We start from the raw sequence: 23793 nt of genomic DNA, 5'->3' as shown, positions 1-23793 counted from the left end.
TCACCGGTACATGCGGTCGATCCGCGCTTCGGGGGCGCGCGCGTCGAGCAGCAGGAGCGCGAGGTAGAACGCCCATTCCAGGGGCTTCATCGCGAGATAGACGAGATCGGCGGCCCAGGCGGCGCTGATGTACCGGCTCACGGGAAGCCCGAGCCGGTCGTAGAGGCGGCGCGCCGCGCGTCCGAAGCGCGGCCAGCGCTCGTGCAGCAGATCCTCGAAGGCGTTCGCGATCGCGAGCTGGCGATTGACGAGGATCGGCGTGCCGCCGCGCCGCCCGAGCCGGAGCGGGCGCACGAGCCAGGCGTGGCCGCGGGCCGCCACGGTGCACAGGTAATGGCAGTCGCCGGGGAGCGTGACGATCGGGAGCTGCGACAGGGTGTATCCGCAGGTGCGGGTGAAGACCTGGAGCGCGGCCGCCGGATGTCCCAGCCAGGCCGCGTGAACGACGGCGTGAATCCCGAGGAGCAGCGGGGAAACCGCGAGGGCGCGCCAGAGCGTCGGCCGGTGGATCGCGGGCGGCGGTGGGAGCGGGACCTGGGGCGGCCCCGCGCGATAGGCGGCCTCCGCGGCGGCGAGCGGGGCGGGCGCGGCGGCCTCGACGCCCCGCCGCACGAGGCGCGCGCGCAGCTCGACCGAATAGAAGGCGACCGTGAGCACCGGCGCGACGCAGGGCAGGAGCAGCGGCGGCACGAGCAGGCCGCCGAGGACCCAGAGGCCGAAGTGGACGGCCAGGAGGGCGTGGAGGGCGATCCCGAGGAGCAAGGCTGCATGGACGACGAGCTCGGCGGGGCCGAGGAGCGCTCCTGGCCGGCGCCGTGACACGACGTACGCGAGGGCGGTGAGGACGTGCAGCGCGAGCAGGCCGTAGACCTCGGGCTCGGCGAGCGGCCGGAACGCGGTGGTGCCGGCGTCGCAGGCCTGGACAGCGCACGTGTCGTTCGCCTCGTGGCTGTACGCCATGCCCCATGCGGGCAGGATGAGGAGCGCGAGCACCTCGGACGCGACCTGGAAGGGGGCGCGCCCGCGGCGCCGGATCGCGCGGTACGTCCATACGGTCAGGCCGAGCCACCCCGCCAGGCAGAGCGCCACGGCGATGAAGATCGCTCCGTCGAACGGCGCGAGGGTCGCTGCGCCGAAGAGCAGCGCCGAGGGCACCGGAATGCCGTAGCCGGTGGCGACGAGGGCGGCGATGGCGCCGTCGGTGAGGGAGAACGGCTGCTTGGGTGGGAGGTGCGGCGGCTCGGGCGGCGGTTGCTGCGACATGCGTCCAGCATGGTAACGGCTCCAGTCGGGGGAGACCAACAACAGACCCGACCCGGGTTAACAGACCCGACCAACAGACCCGACCCGGGTTGGACCCAGACCCAGACCCAACCCGGGTTGCGCGAGACCGACCCGGGTTGCGCGGCGCGGCGCGGCGCGAGACCGACCCGGGTTGCGCAAGACAGACCGGGGACGAGACCCGCAGACCTGACACATTAGCAACCCGGGGACGGACGACCCCAGCTGGCGGCCGCCACCCACGGAACGCGGCCGCCACCCCCAAGAAGGGTGGCAACTCCTTGAGATGATTCACCACAACCCCGGCACGACATTTGTTGTGTGCGCCGGCCATGAGCCACCCTCGCGAGATCGCTCACGGCGCCACGTATATGATCACCCGTCGCGTCCTGCGTCGGCACCTGCTCTTCCGCCCCGACGCGGCCATCACCCAGCTCCTGATTTATGCCCTTGTGGTCGCCGCGCGCCGTTACGGCCTCCAGGTTCACGCCCTCTGCGCGATGTCAACGCATCTTCACTTGATCGTGACCGACGTGACGGGCGTCCTGCCGCGCTTCCTGCAGTTCTTCCATCGCATCGTCGCACTCGGCACGAAGGTGCTCCGCACATGGGAAGGGCCGGTGTGGGACCACGAGGCTCCGAGCGTGGTCCGGCTGCTGACGCGCGCAGCGATGGTGGAGAAGATCGCCTACGTCCTCGCGAATCCCGTGGCTGCTGGCCTCGTCCGACATGCGCGTGAGTGGCCGGGCGCCAAGGTGGATGTGGGCGAGCTCGGTCGCGGCGTGCTGCGCGCGGCACGCCCCTCTGTGTACCTCGACCCGGAAAACCCGCTGTGGCCCGATGAAGTGACGCTTCCGCTCTCGCTGCCGCCGGCTATCGAGCAGGACAGCGCGGAGGGCTTTCTCCAAGAGGTCGCCGCCGAGCTCGAGCGACAAGAAGCGCAAGCTCATGCGGAGATGCAGCAGCATGGGCGCTGCTTCTTAGGCGCGGAGCAAGCCAGCAAGATCTCCCCCTACGAGCGTGCTACGAGCTTCGAGGCGCTGCGCGAACGCAATCCTACGTTTGCGGTAGGCCGTGAGCAGGGTGACGCATGGCGAATCGCTGGTGCCGCTGTACGGGCGTTTCGTGCGTCATATCGCGCAGCGCTCGAACAATGGCATACCGGTGTGCGCAGCGTCGTATTTCCGGCGGGGACGTGGTGGATGCGTACGTTTCATGGCGCCAGAGTGATGGACGGCGTGCTCATGGTGTAGGCACTGGGCGAGCGCGCTACACATCGCGGTGGGCAAGGGCGGGCGACGGCTTCGGCACGTCGTGGTGGGAAACGCTCGTCTTCACAGCGTACGGCGTGCGGTCGACCACCTCGCATAGCGCTGCGTGGCTGCCGTCATATGAGTGATGCCACTCCAAGCGCGCACCAAGGGGCGCCAACGATAACATAATCGTAGGTCCTGGCTGTCCGAACGGCGGCGACGCCGAACGGCGGCGACCCAGCTGGAATGACCCAGGAATGATCCAACCCGGGTTGGGAATGACCCAACCCGGGTTGGGAACGGACCGGGACCGGGACCCGCGACCAGGTTAGGCGACCCGAAACCGACCTGGCGGCGGTGGGACCGACCCGCAGGTTGAGCGACCCGACCCAGGTTGCGGGTGGGCCGGGCGACCCGACCCGACCCGTCCCGACCCAGGTTGCGGGTGGGCCGACCCGACCCAGGTTGGGGGTGGGCCACAGGTTGGGGGGTGGGCCACCTCGGCCGTCTCAACTTCGCCGGACTCATCCCCACCTCGCTCGGTTCAACCCCCGCGGGGCTCGCGCCCTCCGAGCCGGGGACGGCTCCCGCTGCCCCGGGGCTCCCGCCGCCATCCCCCCGGCGACCCACCGCCCGTGCCGGGGTCTCCTCGCCACGACCGTCGGCGCGCTTCCCTGGGACCCCGGCGCAACCTCCCCGAGCGGGGTCTCCCGGCGGCTGCACCAGCGCACCGACCTGCCGCACACCGACTTCGCGTCCTCAGCGGCCCGCGGGCCCGAACCGGTGCTCCTCGGCCGGTGGCGCCGGTGCGGATGGCGCCTCCGGGACGAACTCGCCGCCGTGGGTCAGTGCATACCAGCGCGCCTCCCGCGGCCCGGATGCCGCGGCCTTGGGCCCTCCCTGGACCTCGGGCGCCGGCTTCGGGACCCCGCGGAACCGCACGCGCCCGTCGTCCCGCACCTCCATCCGCATCAGGTTCTGGTCGACCTCCACATCGCCCGCCAGGCCGAGCACCGGGTGACCCGGGCGATCCAGCGCCAGGTCGAGGCGTGCGCCCGCCGAGGCCGCGGGCGAGGTCGCGAGGAGCGCCGCGCCGCCGGGAGCCGGCAGCGCCGCGACCCCGTCCGGCACCACGATGCGCCGCCACGCCTGCGCCGCGCCGAGCGGCAGCGGGCGGCGCACTAGCGCCTGCAGCGGCTCGCGTCCCTGAGCGCTCGCCGGAAGCGCCGGCCCGCGCAGGAGCAGCGTGCCGTCCGGCGCCGCGGCGATCGAGCCGAGCGCCTCGGCCGGGATCGCCTGGCTCCCCTCGGCGTGCCACGGGCCGTGCGCGCCCCGCACGAAGATCGCCGCGCTCCCGCTGCCGCCGCGGCAGATCAGCACCCCGGCGCCGGCCGCGTTGTGCAGCGCGACCGGCTGCGGGCATCCCTCCGGCGCCGCGACGGGCGTCACGGTGCTCGCGAGCTCATCGACGACCGCGAACGTGGGTGGCCGCGCGAGGTGCGCGGCGCAGGCGCCGCCCGGCGGCACGCGCGCCGGATCGCAGAGGCCGTCCCCGAACGCCGTGATCCAGGTGCCCGTCGGCGGCGGCAGCGGCGGACCTAGGTGGAGCAGGCAGAGCGCGCCCTCGCACGAGGCGCCGTACGCGCCCAGGATGCCGCCCACGACGCTGCCCGCGCCCAGCGCGTCGTCGCTCTTGCACGGCGGCTCCCGCCCGACCGCGGCGGCGCCCCGCGGAGGCGGCTCGGGCGCGGGCGGGGCGATGGCCGAGCGGAAGGAGCCCGCCGCGCTGGCCCGGATGGCGGTGGAGAGGTAGAGCGCCGAGTCGAGGGGGGGCCTGCCGTGCAGCAGGTCGGGCGAAGCGGCCCGGGTCCACTGCTGGCCGTCGCGGCTCAGCACGGCGGGGCAGGTCGCGTCGCCGTTCCAGATCCAGGAGCCCGCGCGCTCGATGGTGCGCGGCTGGAACGCGGATCGCTTCCAGGTCTGCCCGCGATCCAGCGAGAGGAACGTCTCCGGCGCCCCCGGGCGCTGCCCGCGCGCCGGCGCCTCGACCACGGCCGCGAGCACGCCGTCGGGTCGCACGAGCACCGCGCGCACCCGCTTGCCGGGCGCGACGACGGCCGCGGTGAAGCTGCGGCCCTCGTCGGCGGAGACGCTGACGCGCTCTCCCGCCGCGGCCGCGATGAGGGCGCCGGCGGCATCCCACGCCGTCGCCCCGGCGACGCTGCCGCGCGGCTCGAAGCCGTCGGGCCTCAGCGCCTCGTGGATCCCGGCCGCGCGGTGGAGCGCGCCTTCCGGCGTGGCCGCATAGAGGGAGTCGGCCTGCGAGCCGGCGACGCCGACCCAGGTTGAGGGCGCGCCGACCCAGGTTGAGGGCGCGCCGACCCAGGTTGAGGGCGCGCCGACCCAGGTTGAGCCGGCGACGCCGACCCAGGTTGAGGGCGGCGAGCCGGCGACGCCGACCCAGGTTGAGCGCGCGGGCAGCTTCAGGGGGCCGACGACGCCGAGCTTCTCGTGGATGGCGAAGACGCCCGGGCCGGCGCCCGCTCCGCCGCCCGGGCCGGCGAGCTCTCCGTTCGCGGCGACGATCGCGACGTGCTCGCCGAGGGCGATCTCCCGGTGCTCGCGGAAGAGGTTCCGGTGGGCCCGCGCGCGCTCCTGCTCGGCGAGGGGCGGCTCGATCCAGGCCGCCGGAGGGCTCGCGGCGGCCGGCAGCGAGAGCGGGGCCGAGGGATCGGCGGCCGGCCCGCCCGTGGCGCGCGCCGGCGCCTCCGGCGGCGGGGCGGGGGGGATGGCGACCGTCGCCGGTGCGAGCGCCGGCGCCGGCCCGGCAGCGGGGCCACAGGAGACCGCGACGAGCGTGAGCGTGAGCGTGAGGGGCGAGAGCCGCGGAGCGACCATGCAGGGAGAGCCTCCTGCTCCACGTCTAACAGGCCTCCCGGCCGGGTCACCAGGCGTCGGCCGCGCCAGGGGACGCATCATGAACAGCTCGAACCAGCGTCGACCCTGGATGCGGGCAGGCGCTGGTATGGCCCTCGTCTCCACAGCCGCCTGCCGGCCGCCGGAGCCGGCGCCGCGCGGGCGCTACTCGCTCTTGAGCCAGCCCTTCTGCAGAGCGTAGCGGACCGTGTCCGCGCGGCTCGTGAGGCCGAGCTTCTCCATCGCCCGGACCTTGTAGGTCTCGATCGTGCGCGCGCTCAGGTCGAGGCGGGCCGCGATCTCTTTGATGGCGTGCCCCTCGGCGATGAGCCGGATCACCTCGGCCTCGCGCTCGCTCAGCTCGGAGCCCGAGCCGGCGCCCCCGAAGGTGCGGCCGACGACGCTCGACACGACGTGGGCCGTCATCGACGGATCGAGGTACACGCCCCCGGCGGCCACGGCGTGGATGGCCCGGACCAGCTCCGCGCCCCGCACGCCCTTGAGCACGTACCCCGACGCCCCGGCCCTCAGGAGCGGCTCGACGTTGGACTTGTCCTCGTAGCCCGTCAGGGCCACCACGTGGACCTCCGGGCGCGCCTGCTTGATGCGCTCGGTTGCCTGCGCTCCGCCGAGCCTGGGCAGGGTGACGTCCATCAGGACGATGTCCGGCCCGAGCTGCGTGACGGCCTCGACCGCGCTGAGGCCGTCCGCCGCCTCGCCGACGACCGTCATGTCAGGTTGTGCGTTGATCAACGCCTTCAGCCCGTCGCGTACGATCGGGTGATCGTCGACCAGGAACACGCCGAGCTTCGTCATGCGCTGTCTCCAATCAAGATCGGGGTGGATGGGTCCGGTCGCTGGGACCACGGAGGCGGCTCGCGGGGGCGTGAGGGTGGCCACCCTCGGTGCTCGTGACCACGGAGCCCGACCGTAGCACGGCCTCGTCGCGGGCCTGAGCGAGCCGTCCGCATTTTCCCGAGGCGCGCGGCGCTCCAGGGCAGCCGGCTGCTGGTGCCACACTGGGTCGCGATCGGGTCGGAGCACGGCGGCGGCAGTGGGGGCGCTGACGCGCTCGTCACATCCGCGTGACCTCCACGCTCTTCACGCCGATGCGCAGCTCCCCGGTCCCAGGCCGCCGCTCCACGATGCCCGCCGCGTTCTGGATTCCCAGCGCCGCGAACTGCTTGCGCGCGGTGACCTCTTTCGATGATGACGCGCCCGAGCCCACGGTCCCACCCACCCTGCACGAGTCCGGCGTCCGCGGCGCCGATCCCGTGGACGGCGAGGGTCCGTCGCTGCCGCCTCGTTACCAGGATCTCGGGCGCCTCGCGCGCGGCGCCTCGGGCGACGTGCGGCGCGTGCGCGACGTGCTCCTCGGCCGCGTCCTCGCCATGGTCGGCGACCTGGGCGAGGCGTTCGTGATGGACTGGGATCTGTCGCGCAGGCTCGACGCGCCGCCGAGCACGCGGGGCGGCGAGGACGCGGGGGACGCGGGGCACACCCGGCACGGCGAGGTGCTGGGGACACCGGCGTTCATGCCGCCGGAGCAAGCGCAAGGTCAGCGCGCGCTGCACGGGCCGCCGAGCGACGTGTATGCCCTCGGCGCGATCCTGTACCACCTGCTCGTGGGGCGCCCGCCGTACCAGGGCAGCGGCCTCGCCGTGTGGCGGCAGGTGCTCGTGGGCCCGCCCATCCCGGTGGCCGAGGCGGCGCAGGGCGGGCCGCCCGTGCCGAAGGAGCTCTGCGCGGTCTGCGCGCGGGCGATGGAGCGCGATCCGGCCGAGCGCTACCCCGACGCCGAGGCGCTGGCCCGCGAGATCGTCGACTGGCTCGACGGGGCCCGGCGGCGCGAGCAGGCGCTCGGCTTGCTCTCGGGGGCAGAGGCGCTCCTGCCCGAGATCGCAGCGCTCCGGGAGAGCGCGGAGGGGATCGCAGCCGAGGCGCGGCGCGGCGTCGCGTCCGTGCGTCCCTACGATCCGGTGGAGATCAAGACGGGAGCAAGATCGCGTACTACGCGTTCGACCCCAAGCTCGGCATCAACTCCAGGTAGAACGACGAACCCCTTCCGCGCGCGTCATGGCGGCGGAGACCCATGGCCGAGCTGGACGGCACGTCGGATCCCGACGAGCCGTCCAGGCCGTCCGGGCGTGGTGAGCTACCTCCCCGCCCGGGCCTCACCGGTTGTTGACAGACGAGCCCCGCTGGCTCGCGGATCCGACAGGCCGCCTTCGCCCGCGTCCGCGGCGATGTCCACGATCCCGCACGCCGTCAGCTCCTGGAGCGCCAGGATGATCCGCTGATCGCAGAGCGCGCTGCCGCTGCGCCGCTTGAGCTCCGCCACCACCTCGTGAGCGGGGCGGGCGGCGAGCGAGAGGTCGCGCAGGAGCGCGTAATCGCGGAGCGCGAGGTCCTGCGAGGCGGTCGAGAACGCCTCCGCCGGCTCGACCTCCGCGCGCCACCGGACGAGCGCGCGCGGATCCAGCGCGACCTCCTGCCGGCGCCTGCGCCAGAACGGGGAGGCCGGCCAGCGCCGCTCGAGTTGGTAATAGCTCGCGCGGGTCGCGCAGTAGGACTCGAAGCTCTGCCGGATGTACGCCTCGTACCAGGCCAGGAGCGCGCCATCGCCGCGGCCGAGGAAGCTGTGAATGGCGCGCGCGGCGTGGATGCCCGAGTCGAGCGCGCGGGGTATCCCGCTCGCGGACAGCGGATCGTGGGACGCCGCGGCGTCGCCGACCGCGATCCAGTGCTCGCCGACCGTCCGATCGAGGCGCGACGAGTGCGAGGGGACGATGCGCACGCCGCCCTCCAGGCCGCCGCCTGACAGGCGGCTTTTTGTGTGCGCCGCCCCCTCCAGCGCCTCCAGCCACGCCGCCGGCTCGCGCACGCCGAGCCTGTTCGCGATGTCGGCGTCCGTCATGAGCGCGACGATCAGCGCTCCGCCGGGCAGCTTCGCCGAGTACCACCAGCCGGTCTCGACCGCCTCGACCAGCGTGAACGTGTCGTCGGGGACGCCACCCGGGAAGCGGAAGAGGCCCGCGGCGCCAATTTGCCGATCGAAGCTCCACCGCTTCACCCCGCGCCGCTTCGCGAAGATCGCCGCCTTGCCGGTGGCGTCGACGACGAAGCGGGCCCGGACGCGGCGCGGGGTGTCGCCCTGGGCGACGTCGAGCTCCCAGCCGTCCGAGGTGCGCTGCGCGTGGGCGAGGCGCGCGCCCCGCCACACCGCGGCGCCGGCGCGCGCGGCCGAGTCCGAGAGGAGCGCGTCGAAGCGCGTGCGGTCCAGGTGCCAGCCCGGCCCGAACGGCGTGAAGAGGTAATCGCGCGACACAACCGCGTCGCTGCCCCACGCGGCCGAGGTGCCAAACGTCGACTGGTGCCCGGCCGCGACGAACGCGTCCCAGACCTTCAGATAATGGAGCAGCCCCACGACGCCGGGCGAGAGCGTCTCGCCGATGCGCGGGGCGTCATAGTCCGACTTCTCGAGCACCGCCACCGACAGCGCGCTGTGGTGCGCGAGCGTGAGCGCCGCCGCCATCCCCGCGGGCCCGCCGCCCAGCACGACGACATCGAATCGATCCGCTTCCATGAGGTCCTCCAGAGGGGCGGCGGGCAGCGGGCGGAGGGCGACGCGCCGCGGCCCTCCGCCCCGGCGCAGGCTTACTTCTCGCCCGTGGCGACGCCCTGCGCCAGGAAGCTCGTGTTGCGCTCCATCTCGACGAAATTCGGATACTCGCTCGTGCCCTGGTTGACGATGAACCCGAGGTCCTGCCAGGAGACGAGCATCTGGTCGAACGTGTTGACGCCGCGGTGATACGCCACGGTCTGGCCGGCGGCGACGATGCTGTAGTTGTTCATCACCGAGTACACCCCGTTCGAGCCCGACTGCCAGGCCGGCTGGTTCGAGACGTAGCCATCCAGCACCTGCATGCCCGGATCGACGGAGCCCGCCACCACCTGCATCGGCGCCTGAGGCGGCCACCAGTACACATAGAAGGTGGGTGGGATCTGGATACCATCGTCCGCCGGGCTCTGGTTCACCTGGGGGTTGCTGATGTTCGGCGTCTGGACGGTGCAATCGAAGAAGTCTGCCTGCCAGGGGATTGCCATCTGCTTCGTGAGATCGCCGGGCTCGAGCCCGCCGCCCTCCTGCGCGTCCCTGCTGGGGGAGAGGCCGTTCGCGGCGTAGTACCGCTCGAGCGTCCCGTTGCTCTTCTCCCAGTGCGCGACCTTGAACTGGAACGGGGACGCGTACAGGGCGGGGTTGCGCACCACCCACGTCGTCTCGATGCCGGGGCTGAACGGGCCTCCGACACAGTTCGCGATGACCTGCCGATCGAGCGCGGTCACGCCGCCGTGGTCGTCCGGCGCGGGCTCCCCGGTGTCGAAGATGCCTTTCGCCCACTGGCTCAGGAAGAAGTACTGCGTGGGCGTGAGGCTGAGGAACTTGTAGATCGTCTTGTTCGTGACCGAGTTATCTCCGGACTGGAGCGGCATCAGCGGCACGCCGTCGTCCGCGAAGAGCTGGTTCGGGCCCTTCTCGATCTCGTTGATGTACCGGTAGTTCTCGGCCGTCACCGGCACGCGGAAATAGCTGAAGTAGCGCTTCCGCGCGGCGAGCGTCCTCTCGCTCGCGTCCGTGGTGTCAAAGCGCGGGAACGCGAACTCCATCATCGTGGGGACCTGGGCGACCCAGCGGTATCCCTGGGGCCGCGTGATGATCGGCTCGATGTCGCGCTTGTAGTTCGGGCGGTAGTCCGGGTTGAAGCCCGCGATCGGATCGAACGCGGCCGCGGACGCGGCGGTGGCGGGGGTGCCCGTGTAGAGGCGCGGGTCGAAGCCCTGATAGCGGACCGCCACGTCATAGACGGTGTCCTCGAGCGTGATGATATTGACCAGCTCCGGCGCATACTTCGGGCTGCCGATGAGGACGTACGCGGGCTCGAGATCCTCCGTGGTGCCGTCCTTGTGCGTGATCGTGGCGAGCACGTAGCCGTCGGCGATGTCGTCGTAGAAGCCCTCGGCCCCGGCGAACGAGGTGATGCTCGTGCCGGGCGGCCCGCCGTTGTTGCCGAACGCGCCGAGCACGATCAGGCGCCCGTCGTCGTCCATCATGATCTCGCCGAGCGAGTCGATGTCCATCGGCGACAGGCCGGTCGGCGGGAACTGGCCGTGCTTGTAATCGGCCGGGATGTTGTAGCGCGAGAACGCCACCCGCTCGCGCGGCCGGCACACGGCGCGCGGGCCGGGATCGGTGATGAGCTTCTGGCGCTGGGCGTCGGTCGTGCGGTCGGGCGTCGCATTCCGCAGCGGGACGTGCTGGTTCTTGTAGCTGTTCTCCTGGCCGAACATGAGATCGCCCTGGAGCTCGGAGAAGTTGTACCAGGCCGACTTCTTGTTCGCGATGTGCACCGTCCACTGGACGGAGACGATGTCGCCGCGGAGCGAGACCTCCCGCGCGGCCCCCGAGCCGTCGTGCTCGTAGATCTTGAAGCGCGCCGCCTGCCGCTTGATCGCGCCGGCTGCGTCCTTGTAGCGCTTGACGTGCCTCACCTCGCCGTCGCCGGAGGCGTTCCCCCACCTGTCGCACTCGATGGGCAGCCCGCCCGTGGTCTCGGGGCCGAGGTAGAACTCCTTCGGTGAGTTCCCGACGCGCGCGACACCGACCCGAGGGTGTATCTGATAGGTCTTCTTCATCATGAGTGGCCCTTCCTTACGGTCCGTCGTGCTGGACAGGAGGGAGGAAATCCAAACATCTCGGAAACGTCAAGCTCCAACTGCGGGACCTGCCCCGGGTTGACAGCACAATTGCGCGACTCTGGATCGACCCGTGGCGCGCCTGCGCGTCGCGGCGACGCGAGACGTGCTACATAGCGGGGATCGCGCCCGCCCCTCCGGCCCGATCCCCCCGCCGCCCCGCAGAATCGATATGTCCCAGCCCCAGCCCAACAACCCACTTCACGGCGTCACGCTCCAGACGATCGTCGAGCACCTGGTCGCGCAGCACGGCTGGGAGAAGCTCGGGCGCATGATCGACATTCGCTGCTTCAAGTACGATCCCAGCATCAAATCGAGCCTGCAATTCTTGCGGCGGACTCCGTGGGCCCGGCAGCAGGTGGAGGCGCTCTACCTGCGGGACGTGCAGGAGAAGGCCAAGCCCACGCCTTGACCAGCTTCCTCTGCGCTGAGGGCATCGCGTACGCCGCGAGCCCCTCGTCGACCTCGCCCTCGGAGATCGCGGGCGCCCGACCCGCACGCGCGTCGAGCCGTCGTACATCGTCCGGGTGAGGGTCGGCCGAGCGTGTACGATGCTGGGGTGAACAGCTTGCGCATCGAGAGCGAGGGCGTCGCGTTCGTCCACGCGCGCCGCGCGCGCATCGCCGCGTGGGCCGCCCTGATCGGGGGCGTCGCGCTCACGGCCGCCGCGCCCGTGCTGCTCGTGCTCACGCAGTGGGCGGTGGTCTGGGCCGTGCTCTTCCTCATCAGCCATCACACGTCCGCGGGGCGCACGCCCAGGCGAGGCTCCGCGCGCCCCGCCACGGTCGCGGTCGAGGAGGACGAGATCGTCGTCGCGCAGGCCGCGCGAACGACGCGGCTCGCGCGCGCGCGCCTCGAGGCCGGCTGGATCGATGGATTCGCCGGCCAGCATCACGTGGTGTTCCGGGACCGGGGCGGAGACGCCGCGTGGATCCGGGTGCGCGGCGCGGAGGAGGCGAGCGCGCTGCTCCGGGCCGCGGGCTTCGCCGCGGATCAGCACGTCTTCTCGACGCGCCTCGTGAGCGTGGCCGCGGAGCGGCTGACCCGCGCCGAGCGCGTCGGCCTCATCTGCCTCGCCGTCTGCATGGGGTATCCGACCGCGCCCATCGCGCTGATCGCGCTGTGGAGCGGCCCCAGGGCGCTCCTCGCGGCGGCGCTCGCCGTGGCGGTGCCGCTCCTCGCCTATCCGCCGCTCCGGCTCCTCGGCGCGAGGACGGCGCTCGTGGGCACGGACGGCATAACCCTCAAGGGCTTCTTCCACCGGCGCCTCATCCCCTTTGCGCTCGTCACCGGCGCGTCCGCGGACGAGCGCGGCGTCTGGCTCGCTCACCCCGGCGGCGCACGCACGCTCCTGCCGACGATGGCGCGGATGAGCAAGGGCTCCGCCGCGGCGGGGCCGGCGCCCACGAGCCTCGCCGCGAGCACCGAGGTGCTCCTCGCACGGGTGCGCGAGGCCATGGCGGCGCGCAGCGGCCAGGGCGCCGCGGCGCGCTTCGCGGCGCTCGATCGCCGCGGCCGCGCGCTCGCGGAGTGGCGCAGCGCCCTCGGCGCGCTCGTCCGGCGCGACGGCGGCGGCGCCGGCTACCGCCACGCGCCCCTCGACGCCGACGACCTCGCCTCCGTCGTCGAAGACGGCGCGGCCCCCGTGGAGCGCCGCATCGGCGCTGCCATGGCGCTCTCGTCGGCGCCGGATCCAGGCCACCGGCGCCGCATCCGCATCGCCGCCGGCGCCTGCGCCGACGACGCGCTCGGCGCGGCCCTCGAGAAGGCGGCCGAGGGGGAGCTCGCCGAGGACGACGTCAAGCGCGCCCTCCGCGCGCGCGCTCGATGACCGCTCCGCCGAAGGGGCAGCCTTCACTCCACAGCCTGCGGGGTCAGGACGAGATCGCCTGTCGGCCGCCTTCACGGCGCGCCGGCCGATCCTCCCGCCGCTCAGGTCGGGTGCCTGGCGACGGGAGGTTTTGAGAGGCGCTCTAAGTACGGGTATCTACGGCGACAGGGTGAGCGAGCCCTCGTCGAGCGCGACCTCGTAGTAGCCGTGCTCGTCCCACGCGAGCGTGCGGCCCCCCTGCTTGAGCGTTCCGCCGCCCACCTTGACGCGCACGTACTTGCCCGGCGGGAAGTGGGCCGGCAGCGTCCACCTCCAGGTCCTGTCGCTGCCCGACGTCGTGGGCGTGACCGATGAGAGCACCTTCTGGGCGCGCCAGTAGGCGCCGATGTTGACCACGCTGTCGATCCACACGTCGCCGAGATCCTTCGTGTGCTGGACGTGATCGAGGAAGGCCCGGAGCGGTACGGGCTGATAGGCGCCGTCGCTGCCGCCGGTGAAGCCGTGCACCAGGACGGTGCGCCACCTGTTGGCGGACCGCGCGCTCGTGACCTGCTGATCGAACGTCGCCGTGGAGGCGCCGGTCGGGGGGATGAAACAGGGCAGCGTGAACGGATCGGTCGAGTCGTTCGGGCCGATCAGGGCGTTGGCCACGCCGCGATTGATGAGGAAGCGCGTCCGCGCGATGTTCGAGTACACCGACGAGCCGTTCGGGGCCGCCATCGTCCACACCTTGACGCCGAACTTTTGCTCGATGAATTGCGTCGCTGCGTCCGTATCGGCGCCGCTGTCGTTGCTCGAGTGGCTCTTCGTGTGGTTGCCGAGCTCGTGCCCGTCCATCACCGCCCTCTGCCACACCGGATTGTTCGATTCGCTCTTGCCAGTCTGGAGGTAGAAGGTGAACGGCACGTCGAGCGCGTTCAGCGCGTCGTAGTTCTGGATCTGGCTCGAGTTCGAGTCGTCGAAGGTGTACGAGACGGCGCCCTGGAACCCCGCCCAGTTGAGCACGGCCAGGTTCCCGGGCGCGCCGGACGGCCTGGGCACGCCGCCGCCAGGCGGGACCGGGAGCCCCGAGCTCCCGCCCGGTGTACCGCCGCCGCCCCCTGCGCCGCCGCTGCCGCCTGCGCCGCCGCTGCCGCCTGCGCCGCCGCTGCCCCCTGCGCCGCCCGCGCCGGAGCTGGCCGAGGAGCTGCTGCTCGAAGCGCTGCTGCTGCTGCTGCTGACGCTGCTGCTGACGCTGCTGCTGGAGCTCGCCGAGGTCGAGCCCCCGGTCCCGCTGCTGTTGACGGACACGAGCGATGGCCTGCCGGTGCCGTTCGCGCAGAAGCCCCAGCTCGTCGTCGCTCCCGTGCTCGGCGTCGCTCCCGCCTTCAGCGAGCCGTTGTAGCTCTCATTGGAGGCGATGAGCTGCCCGTTCGACTGCGTGATGCGCGCGCTCCACGCGTTGCTCATCGTGGAACCGTTGAGCGCGACGGTCATGCCCCAGCCGGTGATCTGGCCGGAGCCCGTGTTCTTCACGGTCACGTTCGCGCAGTACCCCGTCGACCACTGCGACTGGAGCGTGAGCTCCGCCGACACCGCGGAGTCCGCGCTGCTGAGATCGCTCTCCAGCGATTCGATCTCGTCGTCGTCGCCGTACGGGCCGCCGCTACAGGCGAGCAGGCAGCATGCGAGCGCGACCGAGCCGTAGCTCAATAAGCTGGTAAGACGCATAAATTTCTCCTTCGAGCGGCCGGATGAGCCGCAAGGTAATCGGCAAGATGCTCAAGTAAGAATCTTATGTCAGCGTTTCACACGCGGAGCGCGCAGCTCCGCGCGTACGGGTGTATGCCCGGGAAGCGAGCCTTTGATCACGAGCTGCGATGGTTGAAGATGTTATGTATACAAGATGGGCACCACGGCTGCAGTGCTCGGTGGATGTGACGAAGTATCGGCGGCGCCGACCCCGGGGGATGGGCTCGTCAGGGCACCGTCTGAGGAAACGGGCTCTGGAGAGGGGGATGCTCGCCGGGGGGCCCGCGGGCACCTTTGCGGGGCTGCGCCGTCCGCGCTCACCCCGAACGCCGCGATCGTGAGCACCGCCATGAGGGCGCCGAACACCACGAGCCCCATGAAGACGGCGATGCCGACGTGGAGCGCCAGCGTGGCCGCCACCCAGAGCCGGCGGCTGCGCCGCGGCCAGATCAAGAACGCATAGCCGACCTCGACCAGGACCACGAACCAGCCGGCGATCATCGGGACCCAGGTGTGCTGCGCGAACCAGGAGAAGTCGACCTGGCGATACGTGGGCAGCATGACCGAGCGCCAGACCGCCTCCCCGGTCCACCACTGCTCGCCGGAGGCCTTCATGAGCCCGCTCGCGAGATAGGAGATACAGAGGTGCAGCTGGATCACGCGCAGCGAGAGCCGCGTGGTCTCCGGCGGGTCGACGGGCACGCGGCCGAGCCGGCGGTCCAGAGACAGCGCTGCTCCCGAGGGCATCCAGATGAGGTAGAAGAGAAAGATGTTGGCGTAGTCGTCCGCCCCGTAGTTCGTGCTGTCCGCCGTCATCATCAGCGTCAGATGGGTGAGCCAGGCCAGCGCCGCCGCCGCCCTCGCCCGCCACCCGAGGAGGAGCGCGACGAGGGCGAGCGTGTAGAGCGCGCAGGTGCCCATGACGATGGGTGCCTCGCTGATGCCCAGCGGGGCGAGACGGTCGATGAGCCAGCCGATGCGGACCCCGTCGCTCCCGGCGAGGATGTCGTGGAGCGGCCCCTGCAGGATGCCAGACCGCCCGTACAGCTCGAGGAGCGCAGGACCGACCATCGCGGCCTGTAGAAGGAGGACCGACGCGAGCCCGATGCGCAGCGCCGCGAGGGGCATCGCGGACGCAGGAGCCAGGGCGAAGCGATCGAGCGAAAGCCATGCGCGCGCGAGCACCGCCCGGACCGCGAAACGAGGACCTGCGTGCCCGCTCATGGCGCCTCCCGGTCTGCCGCCTGGGCGGCACGAAGCTTCGCGTGGGGAACGAGCTTCGCCTGATAGTGCAGATGACACCTGAGCTCGTCCTTCTGGTGGTATTCATGCATCGAAGCAACCTGACATTCCTCCACGCGTACAACGACGCTGGCGGCTCCAGGGTGCCTGGCGAACATCTTGCCGGCCCAGGACGCGGCGATCGTGCGTTTCAGCGCCGGATCCTCCTCCCGCCAGAACCTCCCCACGATGTTCCCGGCTCGTAGCTCCGCTTCGGCGTTTGCCCCGGACATGAGGCGGTCGGTGGTCACCGCCCCCGCCGCGTCCACGACCTCGAACGTGGCCGTGGGGAGCGAGCCAACGCCGGGAGCGAAGAAGGAATATTTTGTGTCGGCGCCGGTGAGCCTGCCGTACCCGGCGACCGCGTCCGCCACCCGACCCCGGTCCCGGAGGTCGACCTGAAACGCTCCCAAGAGGATGACCAGGCCGAGGTGCCCCGCGGCCGCGGCCAGGAGGACGAGAGCCCGTCCCCGGTCCATCGTCGCTCTTCCCATGGTTTCCCCCTCACACCCGATTCTCGTCGCCGCACGCGCCCGCCGGTGAGCTCGGGCGCGGCGACCGAAGGACAGCGGGGCACCCGGGCCCCGCGTCCTGAGCTGCCGGCCCGGAAGAGGCCTGTCAGCGATTGTCAGCGAGGATCACGACAGGAGCCGGCAGCGCACCGTAAGGAGCCGCTCCGGAGAGAGAACGCCAGTGGTGATGGTGGCCGTGATGATGGCCGTGATGATGGCCGTGATGGTGACCATGATGGTGACCATGATGGTGGCCGTGATGGTGACCATGATGATGGCCGTGATGGTGACCATGATGATGGCCGTGATGGTGGCCGTGATGGTGCCATTGGCGTCCGTTCATCGCTTCGGCGTAGTCCGGGGCCGGCACCTCCTCGATCAGCGCGAGATCCTCGACAGGCGTGGTGATGTCAGCCGCGGCGAGCTGGGTGCTACCGAAAACCGCCGCGGTTGCCGCGAGGATTGCGATCAGTTCTACAGGCTTCATCGTCGACTCCTTCTACATGGCGCGCCCCGCAGGGGTGCCACCGCGCCTGGCGATGCAAGCTGTACGCCCGTTTGGCCGGAACATCGGGTGACAGCGCCGCTGTCACCATCGGGTTGAGCCCTAGGCCGCTGGCCCCACGGCAGGGATCGTCGGTGATTCTGGTCCGCCCCGCGATCCCCGCCGGCGCGGATAGCGAGGGGAATCGGGCGGGCCAGGCTCGTACGGAGCTCCTGGTGAACGATGGCATGGTCGCAGAGCGCGACCGATCGGATCAAGGCATCTTCAGAATGCGCGATAGATCGTCGACGATCCTCTTGGCGTCGCCGTCTTCGTGGTTGATCAGCACGGCGATGGCGGCGCCGCGGTCGACCGCGTAGTACGACGCAGACACGAAGCCCCAGATGCTGCCGCCATGTCCGTACGTGGTACCGACCGGCGATGAGCGCCGGGCCAGGCCGAGGCCGTAGTCCAGCGCGTCAGCCGACAGGGCGCCGACCCCGCTGGTCATCTCCGCGAGCTCGGCCGGGCCGAGCAGACCGCCGTCGAGGAGCCGGACATAGAACGTGGTGAGGTCCTCGGTGTTCGACACAAGACCACCGGACGTCCATGCGGACGACGGATCCACCGCGGATGTCGTGTCGACGAGCTCGCCGTCGTACGACCCGTAGCCGTGCACGAGCCCCGGCACGGCGGGCTCTGCGCCGTCCAGGTAGGTGTGGACGAGGCCAGCGGGCTCGAGGATGCGCGTGTGCAGCAGCTCGACGACAGGCTTCCCGGAGACCGCCTCGACGATGAGGCCAGCGACGATGTAGTTCGTGTTGGAGTACTCGAAATCCCTCCCCGGTTCGAAGTACGGCGCCTCGGCGGCGGAGAAGGCGATGAGCTCCTCGGGCGTCCACACGCGGCTCGGGTCGGCCTCGGCGGCGCTCAGGAAGCTGTGGCTCTCCGTGTAATTGAACAGACCGCTCGTGTGATTCAGGATCTGACGTATCGTGATCTGCTCGCCGCCGGGGACGCCCTTCACGTACCTGGATATGTCATCCTCGAGCGATAGCTCGCCTTCGGCGCGGAGCATCAAGACCAGCGTCGAGATGAACGTCTTGGTGATGCTCCCTGCGCGAAAGAGATCCCCTGGCTTCACCGGCGTCTTCGTCTCGATGTCCGCCATGCCCGCAGCGCCACGAAACGAGCAGCCTCCGAGGTCCACGGCCGCGGCAGCTCCGGGGAGCCTCTGCGCGTCGAGCGCCGCATCGAGCGCCGCCTGGAGCCTGGCGGCGAGCCCGTCGCAGCCCACCGCGCCGGCGCCCGTACCGGCCCCGCTCCCCGAGCCCGGTGAGCCTCCGAGTCCACCGCCGTGATCGCCGTCGACGTCTGCGAGCGCCTCCGTGGAGCCGGCGTGGCCGGCTCCACACCCAGCAAGCGATGGGAAGACCAAACAAGCAATCAATGTAAGTGGGTAATGGATATGACGCATCAGCAAGATCTCCAGGCCCCCCGCGGACGTTGAAAGACAAAGAACCGGGATGACGTGACCCGGACGCGCACGAACGCGCAGCGCGCCGAGCGGCGCGCAAAAGACGAAAGAGCGCCTTCTGTGTCAACCGCTATTCACATCGAACGTGAATTCGCACACCGCCGGGCCGCGGCCCACCGGTCGTCGCCGGGCCGCGGTCCACCAAGGGCGCTCAGCTCGGCGCGGCGGGGGGCGACTCCCGCTCCGCCGCGGCCCGCGCCGTGGGGTCGCGGCCAGTGATTTCAACGGCGACGGCAAGCTCGACGCCTACATCCCGGTCACCACATCCTCAAGCTGCCTTGAAATTGCCTGGAGATCGCCTTCCCTGGCGCACAGTCACCCGTTTCAAGGCTTGAGACGGCCGCCTCGGCCGCCCAGCCGGCGATTTCAAGGCTTGAGACGGCTCACCCGGCCGCCGAGTCGGCCGTCTCAAGCCTTGATCCACCCCGCTGGGCCGCCGAGTCGGCCGTCTCAAGCCTTGAAACGGCCGACTCGGCGACCGAGTTGCCCGCTGCAACGCTTGCATCAAGCGTTGCAGCGGGCCGCAGGCTCACGCGTCCGGCGAGGCCTCCGTTTGCCCGCCGGCCCGGCCAGGCGTATCGGAGGCTCAAACGAAGGCGGGTGGCACGCCGAAGCATGCCACCCGCCGGGAGGGAGGGACCGCGTCGAGGGCGGCTCAGCAGACGGGCTGGAAGTCGTAGATGTTGATCGTCGTGAAGCCCACCTGACCCTGCGCGTCGGTCGCGTAGAGCCGGAGCTTCAGCGAGTAGCCGCCGCAGTGCGACGGCAGCGTCGCCGAGGGCGTCCAGCTGAAGCCAGGCAGCGCCGCGGGGCCGCGGATCTCGGTCTCGACCCCATCCCGGATCACCGTCCAGCGGAACGACACGATCGCGCCGCCGTCGGGGTCGATCGCGCCGCCGCTGAGGAACTTCGCGACGGAGTGGTCGACGCCCTGGCCGTCAACGATGTTCGAGATGAACACGTTCGGCGGCGCGTTCGGCGTCGGCGCGACGACGTTGACCGTGCGCGAGACCGTGCTGAACTCGCCGTCGCTGTCGGTCGCCTTCAGCTGCAGCGTCACGGGCCCGAGCGACGGGAACGTCCTCGTGGCGTCGCAGCCCGTCGCGCTCCAGCCCGGGAATTGCGGAGAGCTCCACTGCATGCTGGCGCACGGCAGGAACATCGCCAGCCCCATCTCGGCGTCGGACGCGCGGCCCTGGAGCGTCATCGGCACGTTCTGCACGATGGTGCTGCCCGCCGTCGGCTTCAGGATCTCGGGCACAGGAGGCGAGTTCGAGGCAATCACCACGATCGACGCCGTGCGCGACGCGCCGGCCGAGTCCACCGCCTTGGCCTTGATGGTGTGCGTGCCCTTCGTCAGGAACACCTCGCGTGTCTTGCCGAAGCCGAGAGAGCCCATGAGGTTGCTCGTCCACTCCACGGTGCAGCAGGACGGGCCGTCCTCCACGTCGTCCGCCTGCGCCGACAGCGTGAGCGGCGTGCTGTGCGGCACGGCCGTGTTGTTCGACGGGCTCACGATCTTCACCTCGGGCGCGAGGTTGCCGAGCACCGACTTCACGGCGTCCGCCGCGTCCACGATGCGCGCGTCGCCGAAGCCGAACAGGTCGGCCGTAGAGCGCAGGACCTCCGCCACCTCATCCGCGCTCTGCGAGGTGTCCGCGGCCCAGATCAGCGCCGCCACGCCCGCGGCGTAGGGCGACGAGGCGCTCGTGCCGCTGAAGCGATTCGCCTGGTTCGCCGGGCTCGCCGGGGTCGGGCCCGCGAAGGTCGTGAAGGGCGCGTACGTCAGCACCTGCTCTCCGCCGAAGTTCGAGCCGGAGCTCAGGGTCCGATTGTTCGCGATGCCGCCAATGCACGTGACGCCCGCGTTCTCACAGGGCGTGTGGAAGGTGGACTCCCAGCAGATGCCGAGGAAGCAGTCCTCGTCATCGACGTTCCGCAGCTCGCCGGGAGAGGCGCCCGCGTTGCCTGCCGCAGCGAAGATGAGCATCCCGCCGGCCCGCGCGAGGGCCGTCGTGGCCTCGAACGGCGCGACCGTGAACGACAGGATCGCCGGGACAGGCACGCCGAGGCTCATGTTCAGCACCCGGACGCCCTGGGACGCGGCGATCACGATACCCGGGATCATGGTGGCGTAGTCGCCCCAGGTGCGGATGGTGACCAGCCGGTTGACGACCGGACCAGCGACGCCCGCGGTGCCAAACGCATTGTCCGGCACGCCGGCGAGCACATGCGCAACCTGGGTGCCGTGCCACGGGCACGGGTTGCTGCCGCACGCCATGTCGTTCTGGACCTCGGCAGGCGCGCCGAACGGCACCACGGACGCCGCGACGCCGTTCGCGGGCATGTCGGCGTTGCCGGCCCAGTTGAACCCGCCGTCCATCACGCCGACATTCACCTTCGCGCCCAGCTTGCCGGCCAAGGCCAGGAAGCGCCACGCCTGGGTCACGCCGATGTCCGTCGGACCGCCGCTGCGGAGGTAATCCCACGTGAACGGGTTCGGCGAGTAGGTCGCGCCGCCCGGGAAGCCGTTCAGCCCCGTGGGCGCCTCGGTGAGCGTGCCGTCGGTGAAGCTGCTGCCCTCGGCGATCCAGTTGATCCCGACCGTCATGCCCGAGGCCGCGGCCTCCGCCGCCGCCGCCACGGTGGCGACGCCCGCGTCGCTCGAGACGCGCAGATCCCCGCGCGCCTCGGGGCTCAGCGCGGCGAGGCGCTCGGGCAGCCGCGACGCGTCCGCCCGCATCGCGTCGATCCGCACGAGGTGCACCTCGGTCGTGGCGGGCGTGGCGACCGCGCTCGACGACCTGACGCCCGCGGCTGCGAGCTCGCGGAGATCGCTCGATTGCACGACCGCGCCGCCCATGCGCGCGGCGAACGCGTCCACGGCCGCTCGATTCGAGCTCGAGACGAGCAGCTCGTTCACCACGAACTCCGCGGTGTTGCCGTGGCTGTCGACCACCACCGCCGTCGGCCGCGAGATCCGCGGCGACTCGACCCCCGGCAGGCGACCGCGCGCGGAGCGCAGGGTTCTGTCCGTCACGATGGTCGACGGCGGCAAGGCCGACGTCGCGGCTGCCTGCGCCGTGCCGAGATCCGCCTCGCCCTCGTCACCAGGCTCCACGCCAACGCACCCTGCGCTCGCGAGCGCGAGGAGCGCGAGACCCGCCAACGTGCTTGAAACCACAACGCTCGATACCGTTCTCATGGCTCTCCTATCCTCTCTCGAATTCACGATCGGGTTGACCCGTTCAGCTCTGTCGCGCGCTCGCGCGCGCCGCTCGATCCCGGTGTGAGGCGCCAGGCAGATCTCTCCTGCCCTGGCGGTGGCCTCCTTGGACCCAAGCTGGCTGTCATGAGGCGACTGCGCCCCTCGGTGACAACGAGCTTGGACTCAACAGGTCGGGTGGCGCCCCCGAGGCCGTGCGGCGCTCAAGCGCGCTCGCGGCCTCGGGACGCCGCTCCTCACTGCGTCACCAGCGTCACGAGCCTGATTAGCAAGAGTCGAACCAACCCTGAGAATGCCCTCTGGGAAGCCCCGGGAGCGCCTGATCAGCCGGCCCAGCCCGCGTTACCGCGGGCCGCGTGGCCCTCTGTCGAGCGGCGCCGGGTGCGGCGCACCCGGACGCTGAGGGCCTGCGCCTCCACCTTGAGGGCGCCTGCCGCCACCGGCCTGGAGCTCCGCCCCTCGCGCCGGGATCAGGCTCGCCCGTGGCACGCCGTCGCACCATGAGACCCAGCGCGCCGAGGGCACCGAGGCTGCCGAACTGCTTGCCTGCGCGGCTTGCTGTTCCGGCACGATGGAGCGAGCGTTCCTCATGTCGAGAGGAGCCCCGCCTCGGGGGCGATCGCAGGGAGAGCTGCCGGTGCGCGCCGACGTCCTGGTGCTCGGCGGCGGCCCTGCCGGCGCTTCGGCCGCGATCGCCCTGCGTCGCCGTGGCATCGCGGCGCTCGTCGTCGAGCGTGCCGAGGGGCCGGGCGTGCGGATCGGCGAGCACCTCGCGCCGCCCACCCTTCCGCTCCTGGCGCGTCTCGGCGTCCTCGACAGGGTCCTGGCTGGAGGGCACCGGCGCTCGGCCGGCGTCCGGTCCGCGTGGGGCGAGCCCGTGCTCCGGGACCGAGACTACATCTTCTGCGCCGAGGGCGAGGGCTTCCACCTGAACCGCGCCGTGTTCGACGCCATGCTCCTCGATGCCGCCGAGGCGGCCGGCGCGCGCGTGATCCGGGGGGGACACCCGCCGCCTCTCGTGAGGCGTGGGCCTTCAGGCTGGCTCGCCCGCATCGGCGGCAAGAAGCTCGGGTTCTCCGCGGTCGTCGATGCGACAGGGCGGGCCGCATCGTTCGCCCGAGCGCAGGGGGCGCGACGGGGCGCCTGCGATCGGCTCGTCGGCGTCTCCGCCTTCCTCGCTCCGCGCGACGCAGTCGAGCTCGAGGACACGCCGTGGATCGAGGCTGTCGAGAGCGGCTGGTTGTACTCGGCCCCCCTCGCGGGCGATCGGCTCGTCGTGACGCTCTTCGCGGACACCGACGCGCTCGCGGCGGGCGGCGCGGCGGCGCTCGCGGGCGCGCTCCTCGCGCAGAGCACGCACACCGCCGCGCGCATCGCGCCGTTCAGCCCCGCGGGCGAGTGGCACGTGCGCCCGGCGTGCAGCGAGGCATCCGACCCGATCGCAGGGCCGGGCTGGCTCGCCGTCGGCGACGCCGCCACCGCGCGCGATCCGCTCTCCTCGTCGGGCATCGCACATGCCCTGGAAGACGCGATCGACGCCGCCGCCGCCATCGAAGCCCACCTCGGCGGCGATCTCCAGTCCTTCTCCCGGTACGCTGAGGCCCGCCGCCGCGCGTTCGACGACTACCTGTCGACGCGGACTCGAACCTACCGGATGGAGCCGCGCTTCCCGGGCTCGTCCTTCTGGCGGCGCCGGTGGTGGGCAAGCCCGGAGGAGGCGCCTGTCCTCCTCGATCCGCGCGCTCGCCTCCGCCTCGCGCCTCGTGGCTTGCAGCGAGCGCGCAGCGCCTCCCCGGAGCTGCCGGCGGGCGTGGAGGTCGAGGCTCTCTGCAGCGCGGCCGAGCGTGGCGCGCCGGCGCACGCCATCGTCGCGGCGTACCGGGCAGCCCACCCGGCCGGCGCGTCCGATCGCGCCGTGATCGTGGCCGTGCAGGCGCTGCTCGCGCGTGGGATCTTCGAGGCGGTCGGGTAGGTCCCCGGAGGGGAC

Annotated in this window: 15 protein-coding genes and 1 pseudogene; 5 read left to right on the top strand and 11 right to left on the bottom strand. The window is 71.5% G+C overall.

Annotated features, from left to right (window positions below; genetic code table 11):
* On the bottom strand, window positions 1–1263 hold the full coding sequence (locus WMF36_RS26060) for a DUF6688 family protein (protein WP_437573464.1): 1263 nt from the start codon (window positions 1261–1263) through the stop codon (window positions 1–3).
* Window positions 1264–1613: 350 nt separating this feature from the next.
* On the opposite strand from WMF36_RS26060, the gene WMF36_RS26055 reads away from it, so the two are divergent.
* Window positions 1614–2534 (top strand): transposase, encoded by a 921-nt coding sequence (locus WMF36_RS26055; RefSeq protein WP_437573463.1) that lies wholly within the window; start codon window positions 1614–1616, stop codon window positions 2532–2534.
* A 759-nt stretch (window positions 2535–3293) separates the two neighbouring features.
* Here WMF36_RS26055 and WMF36_RS26050 read toward each other — a convergent pair.
* Both WMF36_RS26050 and WMF36_RS26045 read right to left on the bottom strand, forming a co-directional pair.
* The gene (locus WMF36_RS26050) at window positions 3294–5432 is read right to left on the bottom strand and encodes a hypothetical protein (protein WP_437573462.1); all 2139 of its coding nucleotides are present in this window, start codon (window positions 5430–5432) and stop codon (window positions 3294–3296) included.
* Between the two features lie 183 nt (window positions 5433–5615).
* Complete coding sequence (locus tag WMF36_RS26045; protein WP_437573461.1) at window positions 5616–6266, bottom strand: response regulator transcription factor; 651 nt, start codon at window positions 6264–6266, stop codon at window positions 5616–5618.
* A gap of 293 nt (window positions 6267–6559) precedes the next feature.
* On the opposite strand from WMF36_RS26045, the pseudogene WMF36_RS26040 reads away from it, so the two are divergent.
* A pseudogene (locus WMF36_RS26040) lies at window positions 6560–7243 on the top strand (protein kinase domain-containing protein); the annotation flags it as partial.
* 362 nt (window positions 7244–7605) lie between these two features.
* Here WMF36_RS26040 and WMF36_RS26035 read toward each other — a convergent pair.
* Both WMF36_RS26035 and lodA read right to left on the bottom strand, forming a co-directional pair.
* Entirely contained in the window at window positions 7606–9036 is a 1431-nt protein-coding gene (locus WMF36_RS26035) for a tryptophan 7-halogenase (RefSeq protein WP_437573460.1), read from the bottom strand.
* A 71-nt stretch (window positions 9037–9107) separates the two neighbouring features.
* Window positions 9108–11147, bottom strand: coding sequence for a CTQ-dependent lysine 6-oxidase LodA (gene lodA, locus WMF36_RS26030; protein WP_437573459.1), 2040 nt, complete (start codon window positions 11145–11147; stop codon window positions 9108–9110).
* Window positions 11148–11376: 229 nt separating this feature from the next.
* On the opposite strand from lodA, the gene WMF36_RS26025 reads away from it, so the two are divergent.
* Together WMF36_RS26025 and WMF36_RS26020 are read left to right on the top strand one after the other, a co-directional pair.
* A complete protein-coding gene (locus WMF36_RS26025) occupies window positions 11377–11616 on the top strand; it encodes a VF530 family DNA-binding protein (protein WP_437573458.1) in 240 nt (79 codons plus the stop codon).
* A 147-nt stretch (window positions 11617–11763) separates the two neighbouring features.
* Window positions 11764–13035 (top strand): hypothetical protein, encoded by a 1272-nt coding sequence (locus tag WMF36_RS26020; protein ID WP_437573457.1) that lies wholly within the window; start codon window positions 11764–11766, stop codon window positions 13033–13035.
* Window positions 13036–13191: 156 nt separating this feature from the next.
* On the opposite strand, the gene WMF36_RS26015 is transcribed toward WMF36_RS26020, so the two are convergent.
* The 6 genes from WMF36_RS26015 to WMF36_RS25990 all read right to left on the bottom strand — a co-directional run bounded on the left by WMF36_RS26015 (window position 13192) and on the right by WMF36_RS25990 (window position 21701).
* The gene (locus WMF36_RS26015) at window positions 13192–14745 is read right to left on the bottom strand and encodes a cellulose binding domain-containing protein (RefSeq protein WP_437573456.1); all 1554 of its coding nucleotides are present in this window, start codon (window positions 14743–14745) and stop codon (window positions 13192–13194) included.
* 162 nt (window positions 14746–14907) lie between these two features.
* Window positions 14908–15990: a hypothetical protein gene (locus tag WMF36_RS26010; protein ID WP_437573455.1), complete on the bottom strand. Its 1083-nt coding sequence runs from the start codon at window positions 15988–15990 to the stop codon at window positions 14908–14910.
* Window positions 15987–16526, bottom strand: coding sequence for a hypothetical protein (locus tag WMF36_RS26005; RefSeq protein ID WP_437573454.1), 540 nt, complete (start codon window positions 16524–16526; stop codon window positions 15987–15989). The genes WMF36_RS26010 and WMF36_RS26005 overlap by 4 nt, the downstream gene beginning before the upstream one ends.
* 139 nt (window positions 16527–16665) lie before the next feature.
* Window positions 16666–17046 (bottom strand): hypothetical protein, encoded by a 381-nt coding sequence (locus WMF36_RS26000; protein ID WP_437573453.1) that lies wholly within the window; start codon window positions 17044–17046, stop codon window positions 16666–16668.
* Window positions 17047–17317: 271 nt separating this feature from the next.
* Entirely contained in the window at window positions 17318–18481 is a 1164-nt protein-coding gene (locus WMF36_RS25995; protein WP_437573452.1) for a serine hydrolase domain-containing protein, read from the bottom strand.
* 754 nt (window positions 18482–19235) lie between these two features.
* Window positions 19236–21701: a S8 family serine peptidase gene (locus WMF36_RS25990; RefSeq protein ID WP_437573451.1), complete on the bottom strand. Its 2466-nt coding sequence runs from the start codon at window positions 21699–21701 to the stop codon at window positions 19236–19238.
* 742 nt (window positions 21702–22443) lie between these two features.
* Between WMF36_RS25990 and WMF36_RS25985 the strand changes: the two genes are divergently transcribed.
* The gene (locus tag WMF36_RS25985; protein ID WP_437573450.1) at window positions 22444–23778 is read left to right on the top strand and encodes an NAD(P)/FAD-dependent oxidoreductase; all 1335 of its coding nucleotides are present in this window, start codon (window positions 22444–22446) and stop codon (window positions 23776–23778) included.
* Window positions 23779–23793: the final 15 nt, after the last annotated feature.

Source organism: Sorangium sp. So ce887 (assembly GCF_051521455.1).
Classification (GTDB): Bacteria; Myxococcota_A; Polyangia; order Polyangiales; family Polyangiaceae; genus Sorangium.
This window is presented reverse-complemented; position numbering and strand designations above follow the sequence as displayed.

Bases quoted from the DNA above. Each gene is read 5' to 3' on its own strand.
- WMF36_RS26060 (WP_437573464.1), bottom strand. From the start codon at position 1,263: ATGTCGCAGCAACCGCCGCCCGAGCCGCCGCACCTCCCACCCAAGCAG.
- WMF36_RS26055 (WP_437573463.1), top strand. From the start codon at position 1,614: ATGAGCCACCCTCGCGAGATCGCTCACGGCGCCACGTATATGATCACC.
- WMF36_RS26050 (WP_437573462.1), bottom strand. From the start codon at position 5,432: ATGGTCGCTCCGCGGCTCTCGCCCCTCACGCTCACGCTCACGCTCGTC.
- WMF36_RS26045 (WP_437573461.1), bottom strand. From the start codon at position 6,266: ATGACGAAGCTCGGCGTGTTCCTGGTCGACGATCACCCGATCGTACGC.
- WMF36_RS26035 (WP_437573460.1), bottom strand. From the start codon at position 9,036: ATGGAAGCGGATCGATTCGATGTCGTCGTGCTGGGCGGCGGGCCCGCG.
- lodA (WP_437573459.1), bottom strand. From the start codon at position 11,147: ATGATGAAGAAGACCTATCAGATACACCCTCGGGTCGGTGTCGCGCGC.
- WMF36_RS26025 (WP_437573458.1), top strand. From the start codon at position 11,377: ATGTCCCAGCCCCAGCCCAACAACCCACTTCACGGCGTCACGCTCCAG.
- WMF36_RS26015 (WP_437573456.1), bottom strand. From the start codon at position 14,745: ATGCGTCTTACCAGCTTATTGAGCTACGGCTCGGTCGCGCTCGCATGC.
- WMF36_RS26010 (WP_437573455.1), bottom strand. From the start codon at position 15,990: ATGAGCGGGCACGCAGGTCCTCGTTTCGCGGTCCGGGCGGTGCTCGCG.
- WMF36_RS26005 (WP_437573454.1), bottom strand. From the start codon at position 16,526: ATGGACCGGGGACGGGCTCTCGTCCTCCTGGCCGCGGCCGCGGGGCAC.
- WMF36_RS26000 (WP_437573453.1), bottom strand. From the start codon at position 17,046: ATGAAGCCTGTAGAACTGATCGCAATCCTCGCGGCAACCGCGGCGGTT.